This is a genomic window from Exiguobacterium sp. RIT452 (genome assembly GCF_003598705.1).
In the GTDB taxonomy this organism is placed as follows: Bacteria; Bacillota; Bacilli; order Exiguobacteriales; family Exiguobacteriaceae; genus Exiguobacterium_A; species Exiguobacterium_A undae.
In genome coordinates this window covers 1-16,963 of the sequence record NZ_QXJB01000002.1, presented here as the reverse complement: position 1 = coordinate 16,963, position 16,963 = coordinate 1, and the positions used below count along the sequence as shown (strand labels likewise).

At 47.8% G+C, this 16,963-nt stretch carries 18 protein-coding genes; 4 read left to right on the top strand and 14 right to left on the bottom strand.

Annotated features, from left to right (window positions below; all coding sequences use genetic code 11):
• The first annotated feature begins 1 nt into the window (after position 1).
• Positions 2-895, top strand: coding sequence for a glycerophosphodiester phosphodiesterase (locus tag D3D03_RS05610; RefSeq protein ID WP_119923115.1), 894 nt, complete (start codon positions 2-4; stop codon positions 893-895).
• Between the two features lie 205 nt (positions 896-1,100).
• Positions 1,101-1,547 (top strand): Rrf2 family transcriptional regulator, encoded by a 447-nt coding sequence (locus D3D03_RS05605; RefSeq protein ID WP_026832789.1) that lies wholly within the window; start codon positions 1,101-1,103, stop codon positions 1,545-1,547.
• A 91-nt stretch (positions 1,548-1,638) separates the two neighbouring features.
• Here D3D03_RS05605 and mnhG read toward each other — a convergent pair whose 3' ends face one another.
• Genes mnhG through D3D03_RS05570 form a run of 7 tightly spaced genes read right to left on the bottom strand, consistent with a single transcriptional unit; the run spans position 1,639 to position 7,431 of the window.
• Positions 1,639-2,019, bottom strand: a complete 381-nt coding sequence (gene mnhG, locus D3D03_RS05600; RefSeq protein WP_026832790.1) for a monovalent cation/H(+) antiporter subunit G — start codon at positions 2,017-2,019, stop codon at positions 1,639-1,641.
• Positions 2,003-2,287 (bottom strand): Na(+)/H(+) antiporter subunit F1, encoded by a 285-nt coding sequence (locus D3D03_RS05595; RefSeq protein ID WP_026832791.1) that lies wholly within the window; start codon positions 2,285-2,287, stop codon positions 2,003-2,005. Before D3D03_RS05595 ends, mnhG begins: the two co-directional genes overlap by 17 nt.
• Positions 2,287-2,763, bottom strand: a complete 477-nt coding sequence (locus D3D03_RS05590; RefSeq protein WP_026832792.1) for a Na+/H+ antiporter subunit E — start codon at positions 2,761-2,763, stop codon at positions 2,287-2,289. Before D3D03_RS05590 ends, D3D03_RS05595 begins: the two co-directional genes overlap by 1 nt.
• A 3-nt stretch (positions 2,764-2,766) precedes the next feature.
• A complete protein-coding gene (locus D3D03_RS05585) occupies positions 2,767-4,251 on the bottom strand; it encodes a Na+/H+ antiporter subunit D (RefSeq protein WP_119923114.1) in 1,485 nt (494 codons plus the stop codon).
• Positions 4,244-4,585, bottom strand: coding sequence for a Na(+)/H(+) antiporter subunit C (locus D3D03_RS05580; RefSeq protein WP_014970525.1), 342 nt, complete (start codon positions 4,583-4,585; stop codon positions 4,244-4,246). The genes D3D03_RS05585 and D3D03_RS05580 overlap by 8 nt, the downstream gene beginning before the upstream one ends.
• Positions 4,586-4,588: 3 nt before the next feature.
• Positions 4,589-5,029 carry a Na(+)/H(+) antiporter subunit B gene (locus D3D03_RS05575; RefSeq protein WP_199700004.1) on the bottom strand — a complete coding sequence of 147 codons (441 nt, stop codon included), beginning with the start codon at positions 5,027-5,029 and terminating at the stop codon, positions 4,589-4,591.
• On the bottom strand, positions 5,026-7,431 hold the full coding sequence (locus tag D3D03_RS05570; RefSeq protein WP_119923113.1) for a Na+/H+ antiporter subunit A: 2,406 nt from the start codon (positions 7,429-7,431) through the stop codon (positions 5,026-5,028). The genes D3D03_RS05575 and D3D03_RS05570 overlap by 4 nt, the downstream gene beginning before the upstream one ends.
• A gap of 344 nt (positions 7,432-7,775) precedes the next feature.
• Between D3D03_RS05570 and D3D03_RS05565 the strand changes: the two genes are divergently transcribed.
• Positions 7,776-8,048 carry a hypothetical protein gene (locus tag D3D03_RS05565; RefSeq protein ID WP_119923112.1) on the top strand — a complete coding sequence of 91 codons (273 nt, stop codon included), beginning with the start codon at positions 7,776-7,778 and terminating at the stop codon, positions 8,046-8,048.
• Positions 8,049-8,097: 49 nt separating this feature from the next.
• Here D3D03_RS05565 and D3D03_RS05560 read toward each other — a convergent pair whose 3' ends face one another.
• Both D3D03_RS05560 and D3D03_RS05555 read right to left on the bottom strand, forming a co-directional pair.
• Positions 8,098-8,391 (bottom strand): hypothetical protein, encoded by a 294-nt coding sequence (locus D3D03_RS05560; protein WP_026832797.1) that lies wholly within the window; start codon positions 8,389-8,391, stop codon positions 8,098-8,100.
• 289 nt (positions 8,392-8,680) lie between these two features.
• A complete protein-coding gene (locus D3D03_RS05555) occupies positions 8,681-9,394 on the bottom strand; it encodes a YebC/PmpR family DNA-binding transcriptional regulator (protein WP_026832798.1) in 714 nt (237 codons plus the stop codon).
• A 204-nt stretch (positions 9,395-9,598) separates the two neighbouring features.
• On the opposite strand from D3D03_RS05555, the gene D3D03_RS05550 reads away from it, so the two are divergent.
• Positions 9,599-11,383, top strand: coding sequence for a glycoside hydrolase family 13 protein (locus D3D03_RS05550; RefSeq protein WP_119923111.1), 1,785 nt, complete (start codon positions 9,599-9,601; stop codon positions 11,381-11,383).
• Positions 11,384-11,444: 61 nt separating this feature from the next.
• Here the strand turns inward: D3D03_RS05550 and D3D03_RS05545 are convergent, their stop codons facing one another.
• The 5 genes from D3D03_RS05545 to D3D03_RS05525 form a co-directional block, all read right to left on the bottom strand.
• Positions 11,445-12,647: a DUF1015 domain-containing protein gene (locus D3D03_RS05545; RefSeq protein ID WP_026832800.1), complete on the bottom strand. Its 1,203-nt coding sequence runs from the start codon at positions 12,645-12,647 to the stop codon at positions 11,445-11,447.
• Positions 12,648-12,659: 12 nt separating this feature from the next.
• Positions 12,660-13,817, bottom strand: a complete 1,158-nt coding sequence (locus tag D3D03_RS05540; RefSeq protein WP_119923110.1) for a phosphoglycerate dehydrogenase — start codon at positions 13,815-13,817, stop codon at positions 12,660-12,662.
• Positions 13,818-14,882, bottom strand: coding sequence for a 3-phosphoserine/phosphohydroxythreonine transaminase (gene serC / locus D3D03_RS05535; protein WP_119923109.1), 1,065 nt, complete (start codon positions 14,880-14,882; stop codon positions 13,818-13,820). It abuts the gene before it with no gap.
• Positions 14,883-15,043: 161 nt separating this feature from the next.
• Positions 15,044-16,216 (bottom strand): IS200/IS605 family element RNA-guided endonuclease TnpB, encoded by a 1,173-nt coding sequence (tnpB, locus tag D3D03_RS05530; protein WP_119923373.1) that lies wholly within the window; start codon positions 16,214-16,216, stop codon positions 15,044-15,046.
• 243 nt (positions 16,217-16,459) lie between these two features.
• Complete coding sequence (locus tag D3D03_RS05525; RefSeq protein WP_158583690.1) at positions 16,460-16,846, bottom strand: nuclear transport factor 2 family protein; 387 nt, start codon at positions 16,844-16,846, stop codon at positions 16,460-16,462.
• Positions 16,847-16,963: the final 117 nt, after the last annotated feature.

Genomic DNA, 16,963 nt, shown 5'->3' with positions numbered 1-16,963 from the left:
AATGTTAAAGCAGATTGGAATGACGGTCCTGACGGGATTAGTGATCACAAGCAGTGCAACGAATATTGAGGCGGCGAAGAAACCGGAAAAAGGATTATTGGACCCAGAGCGTATCGTCAATGTTGCGCATCGTGGTGCTTCAGGCTATGCACCGGAACATACGATGGTTGCTTACGAGACGGGACATAAAAAGTTAAAAGCCGATTACATTGAAATTGATTTACAGATGACGAAAGATGGTCACTTGATTGCGATGCATGACGAGACAGTCGATCGGACGACAAATGGGACAGGTGCGGTCAAGGATAAGACGTTGGCGCAGATCAAACGATTGGATGCAGGAAGTTGGTTTAACCAAACCTATCCCGCCTATGCCCGTGCGAGTTACAAAGGATTAAAGGTTCCGACGCTTAACGAAATTTTTGACCGTTATGGTAAGCAGGCCAACTACTATATCGAAACGAAGTCGCCGGATGTCTATCCCGGGATGGAGAAAAAACTGTTGGATACGTTGAAACGATATGGATTATCAAGTGACCGCGTTAAGCCGGGACAAGTGATGATTCAATCGTTCAGTCAAGAAAGTTTGTTAAAAGTAAAACGTCTGGATCGGAACGTACCGCTTGTACAATTGCTCGAAGCACGTGATGTGAGTACGTTAACCGCTAAACGACTGAAAGACATCAAGACTTATGCGGTTGGAGTGGGTCCTTCTTTTAAAGCATTGACGAAAACCAATACGGCATTGATTCGAAAAAACGATTTATTGCTCCACCCGTATACTGTAAATGAGAAGAAGGATATGCATCGGATGCTTGATTACGGAGTGACCGGTGTCTTCACGAATTTTGCCGACCGTTTTAATGAAGTCAGACAGCAGCATACACCACGTTGAATACCAAAAAAAGTCCGCTTTTCTTCCTGAAAAGCGGACTTTTTTTTGAAAATGACATCCAAACCCTTCTTCACTACGTATGCTTATCGAGGTTTTATCATGCATTCAGTTATTTTCGCGTGATGCAGAACATGATACGATAATACAGCAGCGTGGGGCGGAATCGTTCAGGGACGTTCCGTCAAGAGAGAATGGAGTGAACAGCATGCGGATTACACAATATACAGACTATGGATTACGTGTCCTGATTTACTTAGGACTTCACCGGCAGGAAATCACGCCGATGCCGGCGATTGCCAATCATTATGGCATTTCATCCAATCATTTGATGAAAGTGACGCAACAGTTGGCGAAGCTCGGCTATGTTGAATCGACGCGCGGACGGACCGGCGGACTACGTCTGATTCGGGATCCGGAAGAAATCAACATCGGGAAGGTCGTTCGGGAGATGGAGCCGATGGATATCGTCGAATGTTTTTCGGCGAACGGACATTGTGTGATTGAACCACACTGTCAGTTAAAAGGAATTCTCGGACGGGCTTTACGGGCGTTTATTCGCGAACTCGAGCAACATACGCTAGCGGAGTTGATTACGAATCGCCAAGAACTGGATTTACTGTTTGCCAAAGCGGGTGCGGATGATTCACGTTAAGTGAATCACCCGGATCCGTTTTTTCTTTGCAAAAAAAGACAGCTACCGCCTGAAAAAGATCAGGTGATAGCTGCTGGACGTGCCAAAATCATTATTTTAATTTAGAAACCGATCGTTTTTTCGGGTTCACGTGTTCGGGATTTTTCGCCAGATCATCCTGCACGGATTCTTTCCATAAAGGAACATCGCTGTAGTAAGCGGCGCGGGCAATCAAATGTCCGCCAATCGGTGCCGTGATCAATACGAACAAAATACCAAGCAGGACACGGGACGAGAAAAATCCATCTTCTGCGACGAAATAGATGATGACGCCAATGAGAATGCTCATGACACCAAGCGTCGCGCTTTTGGACGCGGCGTGAGCACGCGTATAGAGGTCAGGTAGCCGAATGAGACCCAGTGCAGTGACGAGGCTGAAAAAAGCTCCGATCAACGCAAAGGCGGCTACGAAAATATCACTGATTGCGGTCACGTTCGATGATCTCTCCTTTCTCGATGAATTTGGAGAAGGCAACTGTCCCGATGAATGCCAAAATCCCGATCAATAAGATGACTTCCAAATAGTCACTTGTACGAAGAATGATCGAAACTAATCCGACGACGGAAATCAAACTGATGCCGATGGAATCAAGGGCGATGACACGGTCGGCAACGGATGGACCTTTGATGACGCGGTAAAATAAACCAAGCATCGACAGGAACACGCCACCTAAGGCAATAAATAAAAGGGTCTCTAACATCAGCGGCTCACCTCCAAGATGGCTTTCTCAAAACTATTTCGAATCGAGGCAACAGCATCGTCGGCTTCCGGCATATGCAAGGCATGGATATACAATGTCTTGTTGTCATCTGAAATATCAACGACAAGTGTTCCTGGTGTCAACGTAATCAACATCGAAAGCAGTGTGACTTGCCAATTGTGTTCCAGCTCCGTCTCGTACGCAAAAATACCGGGTTTGATGTCGAGGCGCGGTTTCAAAATGATTGACAGCACTTCAAGGTTCGCAACGACCAGTTCGTATAAAAATCGGATGAACAGCCGGATTAAAGCGATGAATGGTCCAAGATAAAAACGAGTACTGAAGCCTCGCCGCATCGCAAACATCGCAATCAAACCGAGCAAGTAGCCGATGATGAACGATGAAGTGGAAAAGGAGTTGGCGAGAAACATCCAGAGGAATGCAAGCAAGATATTGAGTAATAACTGAAATGGCATGGGTTAATCCTCCTTCAGTACGGCTTGAATATAGATTGAGGGATCGACAAGTGGATCCACGGCTTGAGAGATGAAGGGACGGACGGCTTCCGTACCTACTCCATATAAAACGGTAATCACGACTAAACAAAGCGCAGGTGTGAGCAATTGTTTGGTCAGGTGGCGTTTCGGACCGGTGTAGGTCTTCGGCGTTCCCCAAAATCCACGAATGAAAATCTGTATCACCGAGTAGAGGACAAGCAAGCTTGAAATCAAGACGACAAACGGTCCGACGAGATCACCGGCTTCAAATCCGCCCCGAACGATGAGCAACTTCCCGATAAAACCACTGAGTGGCGGAATTCCGGCGAGTGACAACGCAGCAATGAAATACGTCCATCCGAGTAACGGATACTCTTTGATCATCCCGCCCATGTCTTTTAGTCGACTTGAACCAACGATTCCGATCATGACGCCAATCAGCAGGAATAATGCCGCTTTGATCAACATGTCATGAATCAGATAGAATACCGCACCTTCGAGCGACTGGCGGGTCATGACGGAAACACCATATAAAATCACGCCGACAGCAACGATGATGTTGTAGATCAAAATCTGTTTGGCATCACGTGTCGCGAGAGCACCGATGACTCCGATCAAAATTGTCGCCAGTGCCAACCAGCCGAGAATCTGATGCGTGAATTCCGGTTGATGGGAGAAGAATAAACTGTAGGTCCGCAAAATGCCATAGACACCGACTTTCGTCAGCAACGCGCCGAATAAGGCAAGGACCGGAGTCGGTGGTACTTGATAGGAGCCCGGTAACCAGAAGTAAAGCGGGAAGATGGCTCCTTTTAATCCGAAGACGATCAAAAACAGAATCGCGATGACGCTGAGAATGCCGGGTTGATTGATTTCAGAAATTTTTTGTGAAATATCTGCCATGCTCAATGAACCGATGATGCCGTATAAAAAGGCGACCGTCATGACAAACAAAGCAGACGAGATGACGTTAATCAACAGGTATTTCAAGGACTCACGCAACTGAGCCGGCTTTCCGCCGAGCACGATTAAAACGTAAGAAGAAATCAAAAAGACTTCGAAAAAGACAAACATGTTGAAAATATCACCTGTCGTAAAGGCACCGTTCACACCGACAAGTAAAAATTGAGCAGCGATGTAGTAGTAAAAGCGTTGGTGCAGATCAGACAAGTAATAGATCGAGTACCAGACTACAAAAAAGACAAGCAGGCTGGTCGTAAAGACAAGCAGGGCGGATAACATATCCGACACAAGCGTGATGCCGAATGGAGCGGGCCAGCTCCCGAGCGTCACGGTCAAGATGCCCCCTTGTTTGACACGGAAAATCAGATAAGCCGAAGCCAGGATCGTCACGAGGGTTGATCCGAAGGACAGGCTGCGCTGTAGACGCAGGCGGTTCGGGAACAACATCAAGATGACACCGGTAATCAACGGGATCAAAATCGGTAATAACGGTAAATTAATCATGCGTATCGGTTCCTTTCATTTCCTCGAGATTGTCTGTGCCAAGTTCTTGATAAGCCCGGTAGGCGAGCACGAGGAAAAATGCGGTCACGCCGAAACTGATAACGATTGCCGTGAGAACAAGCGCTTGTGGAAGCGGATCCGTATACTGGGTGACCCCGTCTTTGATGACAGGAGCCGCTCCGGTCTTCAGACCCCCCATCGTCATGACAAGCAAATGAGCCGCATGACTGAGTAAGCCGGTTCCGATGATGATTCGTAAAATACTTTTCGAAAGAATGAGATAGACGGCACACATCGTCAGGATGCCTGCAGCGATCGCCATGATGATCTCCATTCGTTAATCACTCTCCCCAATCGTTTGAATAATCGTCATCGTCACACCGACGACGACGAGATAGACGCCCAAATCAAACAACATCGCCGTATGCAGGGAAGTTTTTCCGAACAGCGGTAAATTGAAGTAATCATGTGCGTGCGTAAAGAACGGAACATTAAACAATAAAGCGCCCGAAGCCGTCAAGACGGCAATCAACATGCCAATCGCCGTCATCAATTTGTAGTCGATGGGCAGAATTTGGCGGAGTGTTTGAATGTCAAAGGCGAGCAGGACCAACACGAGGGCGGAAGCGGTGACGAGTCCCCCGATAAAGCCACCACCCGGCGTGTAATGCCCGGCAAAGAACAGATAGACGGCAAACAAGAAAATAATGAACGTGATGAACGTCGTGGCCGATTCCAGGATGACGTCATTCGTATGTCTCTTCATCGGATTTTTCATTTGTCGATTCCTCCAGTCTTCCGGAAATTAATCATCGCATAGATGCCGAGTGCGGCAATCGCCAACACGCTGATCTCAAACAACGTATCAAATCCACGGAAGTCGACGAGGATGACGTTGACCATGTTACCGCCTGCAGCTAAGTCCGCCACATTATCGATATAATACTGGGCGATGGAAGCAAACGAGCGTTGGCTCAGAGAAGCCAGTGCGACTAACGTGACGCTCAGACCGACGAGAGCGGAGATGGCTGCGTTCCCGAGTCTGAACTTGATCCGTTCCTCTTTCCGGCTGATTTCCGGCATATGATAAAATACAAGCAGGAACAGCGCAACAGAGACCGTTTCAATGACAAGTTGTGTCAGCGCCAGGTCAGGTGCCCGGAATAAGACGAAGAACAGAGCGGCCGTATAGCCGACGACACCCAGTAAGATGATGGATGTCAAACGAGACCGGGCAAACGTGATCGATAACGCACTTCCGACCAGGACCAAGACCAAGACGATTTCGTAAGCATGGACCGAACTGAGTGGGTCCACGTCAAATCTGAAGGCATCGAGGAAGTAAAGGCTTGATAAGACCAGTACGACGATAAAACCGAAGATATAGACCAAATAAGAACGCATATAGCCGGTCATGACCGTATCGTGAATAGCGGTCGAGGCTTGTTCACCCCGACGCAACAAGGCGTCATATTGGTGATTCAACGAGACCTGTTTTGGCATCCGGTTGTACAGTGAGCGCCATTTCGGTAACGTCAGGAACAAAATCGTCCCGACTGAGATGATCAGCAGTGTCAAGAACAGTTCGAGATTAAATCCGTGCCAGAGCTTGATCTTGAGCGGGAACGATCCACCACCTTCAACGACCTGCGGTAAAATAGCTTCAACGGCAGGGCGAATCAGCGTGTTCGAAAGTAAGTTCGGGAACAAGCCGATCAAGATGACGAGTGAAACCAGCACGAGTGGAGGCAGTAACATGCCGATCGGTGCTTCATGCGGTTTTTTCGGTAACTTGTCCAATTGTTTTGGACCAAGGAACGTCCGATAAACAATCAAGATACTGTAGACAAACGTAAAGATACTACCGACGACAGCAAAGAACGGGAATAATAGCCCCCACGTTTCGAGATGGAACAGTCCGGAATTCGATACTTCGAGAACACCGGTCAAAAACATTTCCTTACTCAAGAAACCATTGAACGGCGGAACGCCCGCCATCGACAATGTCCCGATTGTCGCGATCGTGAACGTCACCGGCATTAGTTGAGACAGGCCGCCTAGTTTCCGGATATCACGTGTACCCGTTTCATGATCGATGATTCCCGCCATCATGAAAAGACTTCCTTTAAATGTCGCATGGTTGATCAAGTGGAAGACGGCTGCGACCGTTGCAATCGTATAGAGGCTGTCAGGCAGGATTTCAACCTGTAAAGCCGCTGCTCCCAGTCCGAGCAGGGACATGATCAGACCGAGCTGTGAAATCGTCGAATACGCTAAGATGGCTTTTAAATCAACTTGTTTGACGGCATTTAACGACCCCCAGAAGAGTGTGAACATTCCGACAGACGACACAAGATAAAACCAAAGCGGCATTTCAGCAAAGATGGGACTCATCCGGGCGACCAAATACAGACCCGCTTTGACCATCGTTGCCGAGTGAAGATACGCACTGACGGGAGTCGGTGCTTCCATCGCATCCGGCAACCAAATATGGAACGGGAATTGAGCGGATTTCGTAAAGGCTGCCAGTAAAAACAGCACAAGGGAAACGGTGAAAAGTGGATCGCCTGAATACGTACTGACCGTTGCGAGCGATTCGCGGATGCTGAACGAACCAGACAGTAACGACAGCAAAGAAATTCCGCCAAGCATGGACAACCCGCCGAAAACAGTGATGAGCATCGATTTTTGGGCACCGTAACGGGAGCGTTCCCGTTCATACCAGTAGCCGATCAGTAAGAATGAGGAAATTGACGTCAATTCCCAGAACAGGTACATGACGATCATGTTGTCCGACAAGACAATCCCGAGCATGGCTGTCATGAAGAGAAGCAAATAGACATAAAAATTATGCAGCGCCTCTTTTTTAGGATCCAGATAATAAACTGAATAAAGAACGACAAGGGATCCAATGCCGGTAATCAACAACGCGAACAGTAAACCGAGTCCGTCGACATAGGCGACGAAGTTGATACCCAGTGAAGGGATCCAGTTCATTGTCGCAGTGACCGGTTTTCCAGCCATCGTTTGACTGATGAATTGGCTGAAATAGATGACCAGTGTGAGTGGGACGAGTAAAACGAACCATCCTGTGTGCACGGATCGAATCTTCTTGTAGAGTAATGGAATGAAGAGACTTACGAGTAACGGCAACAAGATTGCCAAATGAAGCAATGACACATGATTCCCTCCTTTGTGTGGTGCAATCGAAAAAAATGAAAGAAGGACGTTGTACGCAAGCGACGTGTTTGGCTTGTGACGATGTCCTCTCTAGCATAGGCATTCGATTTTCGGTGAAGCATCTGTTAAAAGTATAGCGTACATTTCGTGTCTCTGCATGACTTGACCCTTTTGATTTAGCGCAGGAACGCGGTTTTTGATCGAATTATTAAATATGTAGGAACACGGCAGAAAAAGGCTAAAAAAAATCTGAAAAAAATATTTGAAACGATGATTTTGATTACAATCAGCCGTTTATGGGAAAACAAATAAAGTGTAAAAATCCAGTGGACAGAGGTGGCGTCATGAAAAAGTCGTTTAAGCAAGGTCTCATCCTAGGCGGAGTCGTTACATTATCCGCATTAGCAATCAAACGGTATCAACAATCCTGCTCAAAAGATCAAAGTATCAGTCATACCGCGGAACTGGACCAACGTCCAAGCGTCGATGCAAAAACGGACGAAACAGAAGTGGGTCTGACGCAACTGGACTCGATTCAGCGTGCGGATTGGCAGGCAAATGGTTTTCCGCAGACACATGCCGAGCTCGAGCGATTAGAAAAAGAAGAAAACCAATAAAAAACACGCTCTCATTTTTGGGAGCGTGTTTTTTATATCAAGCAAAAACTCAGGCACTTGTCGAAACGAGAGCTTGGATGCGCTCGCTATGTGCTGTGTAGGAAGATAGATGTTCGAATTGATGCAGGGTAAGCGTCGTCATTCGACTGTGCCCCGTGCTTGATTCAAGCAGTAGATAGGCTTCGTTTTGGTCCTGACCACCACCGTCAAAGCGGATTGTCGCTGTAATCGTCCGTCCGTCGTTCGTTTGCATATAGATATCGTAACCACCAAAATCAACGCGGGTAAAACGATTGGCTTCGCTTACGATTCGTTTAAAGGTTTCTATCAATGAATAAGACATGCAAGTTCCTCCTTATGTGAAAAGACCATGTGACCTGACATTCAATCACCAATCGGTATCGAATATTACTTTTCCCATTAAATAGAAGAATTAAACCTTTAAAAAGAATCTTTTTTTAGGGTTGTTATGAAACGCGTTTCATACGGTATCGTAAAGTGAAACAGCGCGTAACCGGATCATAATTACGGGCGTCAGCTGAAAGCAGGGTCAAAAGGAGCGGAAAAGCTCCTTTTTTTTGTACAAAAAAAGACAAAGTCTGAATGAAGACTTTGCCTTTAAGAAGAACAGATTAGAGTTCGACGTTGTGGTAGACTTGTTGCACATCTTCCAAATCTTCCAACGCATCAATCATTTTTTCGAATTGTTGGACGTCTTCCTCAGATAACGTCACTTCGTTTTGAGCGAGCATGACCAGCTCGGCAACTGAAAAATCAGTAATGCCGGCTTCTTTTAACGTTTCTTGAACGGCATGGAACTGCTCCGGCTCAGCATAGATGATGACCGATTCTTCTTCTTCCAAGATGTCACGGACATCCAAATCGGCTTCCATCATCAATTCAAGGATGTCATCGGCCGTTTTCCCCTCAAACGCAAAAATGGCCGTTGCATCAAACATATAGGCGACAGAACCGCTGACGCCCATGTTTCCTCCGTTTTTCCCAAATGCGGCACGCACGTCAGAAGCCGTCCGGTTGACGTTGTTCGTCAACGTCTCGACGATGACCATCGAACCGCTTGGTCCAAATCCTTCGTACCGTAAGACGTCAAAGTTTTCTTCAGCGCCACCTTTTGCTTTTTCAATCGCCCGATCGACGATTGCCCGGGGAACACTGTACGTTTTTGCACGTTCCAAGACAACTTTTAATGCCTGATTTGATTCAGGATCCGGTTCGCCTTGTTTCGCGGCAACATAAATCTCCCGTCCGAATTTCGCATACACCCGGCTTGTATTTTTGTCTTTCGACGCCTTTTTCTCTTTGATGTTATTCCATTTACGACCCATCAGAATCCACTCGCTTTCACATGACTTCGATTTAGTAGAAACCCGTCGGTTCCCTCTGCCTGTCTAGTATACCTCATCCGCCATCGATTTCTGAACTGAAATGATAGGACTTGACTGAATTTTGAACGGGAACGTTTACAACGAGTGGAAATTCGGGAAGTATCAGTAGATGAATAAATTCAGCATGTGGAAGGATGAACGATTATGAACAAAGCAGCAGTGTTCCATCGCGCCTTATCTCCGTACGTCTATAAATATGACGAAGAGACGGTGCATATCCGCTTAATGTCGGCGAAAGGGGATCTCGATCGTGTCGAACTCGTACACGGGGATCCATATGAATGGGATGCTGAGCGAGAAGAGGATCGGGACTGGAACTTCGATCCGGACAAAGAGAAATTTTGGAAAACCGCGACAACCCCGATGACCTATTCAGGATCGGATGCGACCCATGATTACTGGTTCGTCGCCATTCGACCGGCTAAAAAACGTGTCCGTTACGGATTCACAGTCTATGCCGGTGACACATCCGCCGTCTACACAGAACGAGGGTGGTATGACGAGGTGCCGCTTGATCATCCGGGCTATTACTTTGCCGTTCCTTACATGAACGCAGTAGACGTATTTGATGCTCCGGCATGGGTCAAGGATACGGTCTGGTATCAAATTTTCCCGGATCGGTTCGCAAACGGCGACCCGACGAATGACCGGGCGGGGACGATTGCCTGGGGAGCGGAAGCACCCGCGTTCGACAATTATTTTGGCGGCGATTTCCAAGGGGTGATTGATCGGATTGATTACTTAAAAGCACTGGGCATCACAGGGATTTATTTTTGTCCGATCTTTGTTGCACCTTCCAATCATAAGTACGATACGCTGGATTACTTGCAATTGGATCCAAGTTTCGGAACAGAAGAGACCTTCCGGGAAATGGTCCAGTTGCTCCACGATAATGGCATCCGGATTTTACTCGATGCCGTCTTTAACCATGTCAGTGTGGAGCATCCAGCCTTCCAAGATGTGATGACAAACGGAAGAGAATCAAAGTATGCCAATTGGTTCATGATTGATGAGTTCCCGGTTCAAACGACACCGGCACCGAACTACGAAGTATTTGCGTTCGAAGCGAACATGCCGAAACTCAATACAGCCCATCCGGACGTCAAAGACTATCTATTGAAGGTCGGACGATACTGGGTCGAAGAGTTTCAGGTCGATGGTTGGCGGCTTGACGTGGCGAGTGAGGTCGATCATGCCTTTTGGCGTGAGTTTCGGACGGAAGTCCGTGCTGCCAATCCGGAAGCGTACATCGTCGGCGAGTGCTGGACGGATTCTCAGGAATGGTTGCTCGGTGATCAGTTTGACGCGGTCATGAACTATGGACTGACCGAAGCCTTCTTGACGTTTTTTGCGACCAATGAGAGCACGGCATCCGCGTTCAGTCATGCGATCGTCCGAAACTTGAACAGTAACTCCATGAATGTCAACGAAGTGATGTTCAATTTGGTGGATTCGCACGATACACCACGTGCCTTGACGCGAGCGAATGGGGACCGGGAACGGATGAAATTGTTGATGTTATCTCTGTTGACGTTCACAGGGAGTCCTGTCATCTACTACGGAGACGAGATCGGTCTGACGGGTGGCCAGGATCCGGATAACCGCAAGTGTATGGTCTGGGATTCAGCGGAGCAGGACACGGAGCTTCTCGACTATATCAAACAGTTGATTGCCCTGCGTAAACAACACGCTGGTCTTGCCAACGCGTCAAGTTATCAATTTGAACAAGTGAATGATGAGACCGGCAGCTTTGTAATTCGTCGTGAGACGAACGAAACGACCTATTTGATCGTGTTCAACAATGGACCGGAAGACATCCAAATCGATCTGGCAGAACCGACGATTGATTTATTGGAGAAGAGGCACTATTCGCAAACCGTTGACGTGCCAGCTGTATCCGGTAAGATTTTGCAAGTGATCGACGTCTAAACAAACAGCCGCTTCCAGGAAAATTTTCCGGAAGCGGCTGTTGTTTTAGGTAAATCAAGTATCAGAAAAAGGGATGGATGAGCAGACCGCTTCTCAACTTCGGTTCAAACCAGGTTGATTTCGGGGGCATGACGTCCCCGGCGTCAGCCACTTCCATCAACTCGGTCAATCCGGTTGGATGCAGATGGAAAGCCACTGCCATCGTTCCTTGATCGACGAGCTGTTCAAGTCCGGCGTATCCTTTGACGCCACCAACGAATTGAATCCGTGAATCGGTCCGAGGATCCTCGATGCCGAGGAAAGGCGTCAACAGTTCATCCTGGAGAATCGCGACATCCAGATTGTCTTTGACGGATGGACGATCCTGCTCGTAATCGAGCGTGTACCATTCTTGTTTCAAGTACATCTCAAACCGGTGTTTTTGTGTTTCGGGTGCCCGCCCGCGTGTAATCGTGAAACGACTGCTGATCCGTGTCAGTAATTCCTCAACCGACTGACCGTATAAATCTTCGACGACGCGATGATAACCTTGAATGTTTAATTGGTCACGCGAAAAGGAAACGGCGAGGAACAAACCGGCATCGTCGTGATCGTTCAACCGGGCGACTTGCGAGGCAGCTTCTGCCCGGTGATGACCGTCCGCGATGTACAGATGATCATGACGGGCAAATTGACTGCCGATTGTCATCATCGCTTCTCGATCGGTCACTTTGAAGATCGTGTGTTCGATTCCATCTTCAGCGGTGAATTGATAGAGTGGCGGCTGTTTGTCCTGTTCTGTGACGATCCGGTCCAGTTCGGTGTCCGGGTGGTGTGCAAGCAGAATCGGTCCTGTATGAGCCGCGAGTGCCTGCACATGACGGACACGGTCCCGTTCTTTGTCCGGACGTGTGAACTCGTGTTTACGGATGATGCCTTGATCATAGTCGGAAACAGACACACAACCAACGAAACCGGTTTGTGTGTGGATCCCATCGCTCAACCGGTAAAGGTAATAACTCTCGACATCATCCAGAGTCAGGATATGCCGTTCGACGGCTTCTTTAAAATGAAGTGCCGCTTGTTGGTACACCCGGGGATCATGGTCGTCAATCAAGTCCGGTAAGGTGACCTCGGCTTTATCGATCCGTAAAAAAGATAACGGACGCCGTCGGACTTCCGCCCGACCTTCCGCCCGATTGAAGACGTCGTAAGGGAGTGAGGAAAAAGCTTCTGCATATTTGGAGTCTGGACGCAAAGCATGGAAAGGTTCAAAAGTAGGCATAATCAACGCTCCTTATAATAGTCGTGTTTTTAAGACACCAGGAATCAAATTCAGTTGGTGCAGGGAAATGGATTCATCGAGATGATTGTCAATATCGATGATTGTGTAAGCGATCCCATCCTTGCTGCCGTTGATCATATTGGCGATGTTGATTTGTTCAGAAGCGAGGACGGAAGCGATTTGACCCACCATGTTCGGAATGTTCTGATGGGCAATCGTGATTCGTCGTTTGCCGGAGTAAGGCAGTTCAACCGCCGGGAAATTGACGGCATTCCGGACGTTTCCGGTTTCAAGAAAGAGTTTTAATTGATCGACTGCCATGACGGCACAATTTTCTTCTGCCTCAGCAGTGGACGCGCCGATATGCGGCAACGGAATCACTCGCGGCAGGGAGAGTATGAAGGCATTCGGAAAATCCGTCACATAGTTGGCCAATCGACCAGATTTTAAGACCGTCGCCAAAGCGTGTTCATCAATCAATTCACCACGTGAAAAATTAAGTAAGGTCGCTCCTTGCTTCACCTTTGCGAGCAACCGTTCATCAAGCAGATGTTGCGTCGCATCAATCAAAGGCAAATGCAGGGTGATATAATCACTTGTTGCCAGCAACTCCTCAAGATTCGTCACACGTTGGACTTGATTGGAGACGCGCCAGGCGGATTCGACGGACATGTGCGGGTCGTAACCGGAAACCGTCATGCCTAGCTCATGTAACGTATTGGCTAAACTGGCCCCAATCGCACCGAGACCGACGATGCCGATCCGTTTGCCGAGTAACTCGGTCCCGGCAAATTGTTTTTTATTGGCTTCGACCCGTTCCGGAATATCGTGACCCCGGAGATTATTTGTCCATAAAATACTTGGAATCAGTTTCCGGGCACTCAAGAACAAACTGGCGATGACAAGCTCTTTGACGGCATTGGCATTTGCTCCCGGCGTCGAGAAGACGGGGATTCCCCGATTGGCCAATTGGTCAAGCGGAATGTTGTTGACGCCGACTCCTGCCCGAGCCACTGCCTTTAAGGACTCCTTGAACTTCATTCCGTGCAAGTCCTTGCTCCGGACAAGAAATGCGTCCGGTTCTTCGACGTCACGTTGGACGAGATAGTCATCGGTAAATCGTTTTAGTCCCTTGTCAGATACGTCATTCCAAAGTTGTACGTGGTACATTTAGCGTTCCCCCTGTTCAAATCGGTGTAGTACGGATAGAAGGGCATCGACTCCGGAGTTCGGCATCGCATTATAAAGACTGGCACGCATCCCACCGACGGACCGGTGTCCCTTTAGATTGACCAGCTGATTCCGTTCTGCAAATTCTAGGAATTGTGCATCTAACTCCACTTGACCTGTCGAGAAGGGGACGTTCATCCGACTGCGGTCGCTGATTGCGACAGCATTCGAGAACAAGGTCGATTGATCCAAATACGTATAAAGCGCAGCAGCCTGTTGGCGGTTTCGCTGAACAACCGTCTCAAACCCTTGCTCTTTGATCCATTCCAGGACAAGTTTTGTCAAATAGATACTATACGTTGGTGGTGTGTTGTAAAGCGAGTGATGTTTCGCATGTGTATCATAACGCAAGTACGAGCCGGATGATTGGGGTGTCCGTTTAAGTAATTCATCTTTGATGATGACGAGCGTCATTCCTGCCGAACCAAGATTTTTTTGGGCGCCGGCATAAATGACATCGAACTGCCGGATATCAATCGGTTCAGACAAGATAGAAGACGAAAAGTCAGCGACTAGAGGGACGCCAACTTGTGGGGCTTTTGTATACGTGGTTCCTTCCAACGTATTGTTCCACGTGATGTGAAGGTAGTCGGCGTCAGAAGTGACCGGTTCAAGCGGAATTGATCGATAGTTATCAGACGCCGATGAAGCAATGATTCGTGTCGTCACATAAGCCTGTGCGTCTTTGATTGCCTTTTGTGACCAACTACCGGTATCGATGAAGTCGACCACCTGGCGATTGGTCGCCAAATTAAGTGGCAACATTGAAAACTGGAGCGTTGCACCACCTTGCAAAAAAAGAACACGATATTCGTCCGGTATATCCATCAGTTCGCGGAGCAATGATTCCGTTTCGTGGAGGATTGTTTCAAACAAATCGGACCGGTGACTCAGCTCCAGGACGGATTGTCCAGAACCTTGATAATTCAACAGTTCAGATTGGGCTTTTAGTAAGACCGGAACCGGTAACACCGCTGGACCAGCGGAAAAGTTAAAAACAGTCATGTCATTCCTCCTGCGATAATTTTCAGAAAATATTTACAACTAAAGTGTAACGGAATGAAAACAGTTAATCAAATGTCTTTTTGGAATTGAACTACCTCCACCAACGCTTCACTTAGAGGTGAAGGATTCCTGAGTTATCCGACCTGATGGTCGAAACCTGATCAGGCTAACCCCGTCGTCCCGACGGTTGAAGAAGCTAAGATACGTTTGGCTTCTTGTTTAAGATTCAGTCCTGCATTCACATCCCGGTCGTGATGGATCCCGCAACTTGGGCATGTCCATTCACGCAAGCTGAGATGTTTCACGTCTTTGTGTTGATAGCCGCAACTGGAGCACAGTTGACTGGAAGCAAAGGTCTTGCTGATCTTCACGACAATCTTCCCATACCATCCTGCCTTGTACTCCAGCATGCGGAAGAACGCCGACCAGCTGACGTCCGAGATGGACTTGCTCAACTTACGATTCTTCTGCATGTTCTTCACTTGCAAGGTCTCGATCCCGATGACGTCGTGGTTTTGGACGATCTCGGTCGATACCTTATGCAGGAAGTCGGTGCGCTTGTTGGCGATCTTCTCGTGGATGCGGGCGACCTTCCGCTTCTGCTTCTGATAGTTCCTCGCCTCGGAAAGCGGGACTTTCTTGTTCAAAGCGATGCGCTGACGGCGGGAGAGCTTACGCTGTTCGCGCGCCAGTTTCTTCTCAAGCGAACGAAAGTAACGATCGTTTTGGTAGACGGTGCCGTCCGACAGGATGGCGAAGTTCTTGAGTCCGACGTCGACGCCGACGGATAAACCGGTCTTCGGCAGTTCGTGGATCTCCTGCTCGACGAGCAGGGAGACGAAGTATTTGCCTGAAGATGTGCGTCGGATCGTGGCGTTCAAGATACGGCCTGTGAATTGTTTCGAATGGGCGAAACGAACCCATTTCAGCTTCGGAAGTTTGAGCTTTTTTCCGACAATCGAGACTTCAGGAAGCTGGTTTCTGCCTTGGATGTTGGTCTTGTACGACTGGACGGGATGGCGCTTCGACTTGAATCGAGGGCGTTCGTTCTGTTTCTTGAAGAAGCGATCAAATGCATCGGCAAGGTGTTTGACGCTGATCTGAACAGATGTACTATCGACTTCCTTCAACCAGTTGAACTCCTGCTTCAACTCAGGAAGTTCTTTGGAACAAGAACCATAGGACAGTCCTTTTCCAGTGGTCTTGTACGTTTCATCCCACTTCGCCAAGAAATGGTTGAAGACGAAGCGCGAACACCCAATCGTCTTCGCAATCAGGATTTCCTGCTCTTTTGTCGGATAGATTCTGAATTTGTAGGCCTTGTGTTTCAACACCATTTTTCACCTCCTTCAAAGGGAATATACCCGAAAAGCAGGTTGGCGATTCATCGCCCACTTTCACTTCGTTTAGAAGTGGGCGTATTCTCGCCTAATTTTGATAAACAGGAGGGAGGTCATGCAGGTGATGAGGAGGGGAGAAGCCCAGAAGTCAGCAAACTGCTTTTTCGACAAAACAAACAGACGGATTTTGCATCCGCCTGTTTGTTTTAATCGTAAGAGATTACTTAATCATCAGATTCAGGAAGCGTCGAGTGGCGTCAGTTGAGTAAAATGCCATTTCCAACCATCGGGTGTCCAATGGTACAAGGAAACACTTCGAAAACGACCAACGTAAGAGGTTTGACCATAAGAAAAAGTATCCTCTAGTATTTCTTGTACAAGTGCGGTCGTCTCAAACACTTCGACCACGACCGATTCATTCGTCTGATTGATCCATTTGATTTGATCTAAATCCACGTAATGATCAAGATACGTCTCAGCATCAAATTGACGTCCTTGTCCATCAATAAAAGAAAAATCGTCCGATAACAGTTGGTGCATCGCTTCCCGATCTCCCTGCATCAAATAAGTATGCCGATTTGTGAGGAGGGTTTGAAGTTGAGTATGTTTAGCTGACGGTTCCATAAAAATCATCCTTTCGGTCTTGAAGTGAGTGAGTTGATCCAAACACAATGAAACAAAAAAAGACTCTGCAACAGCAGAGTCTTGGAAAATTAAAGTTTAGTAACGTTAGTTGCTTGT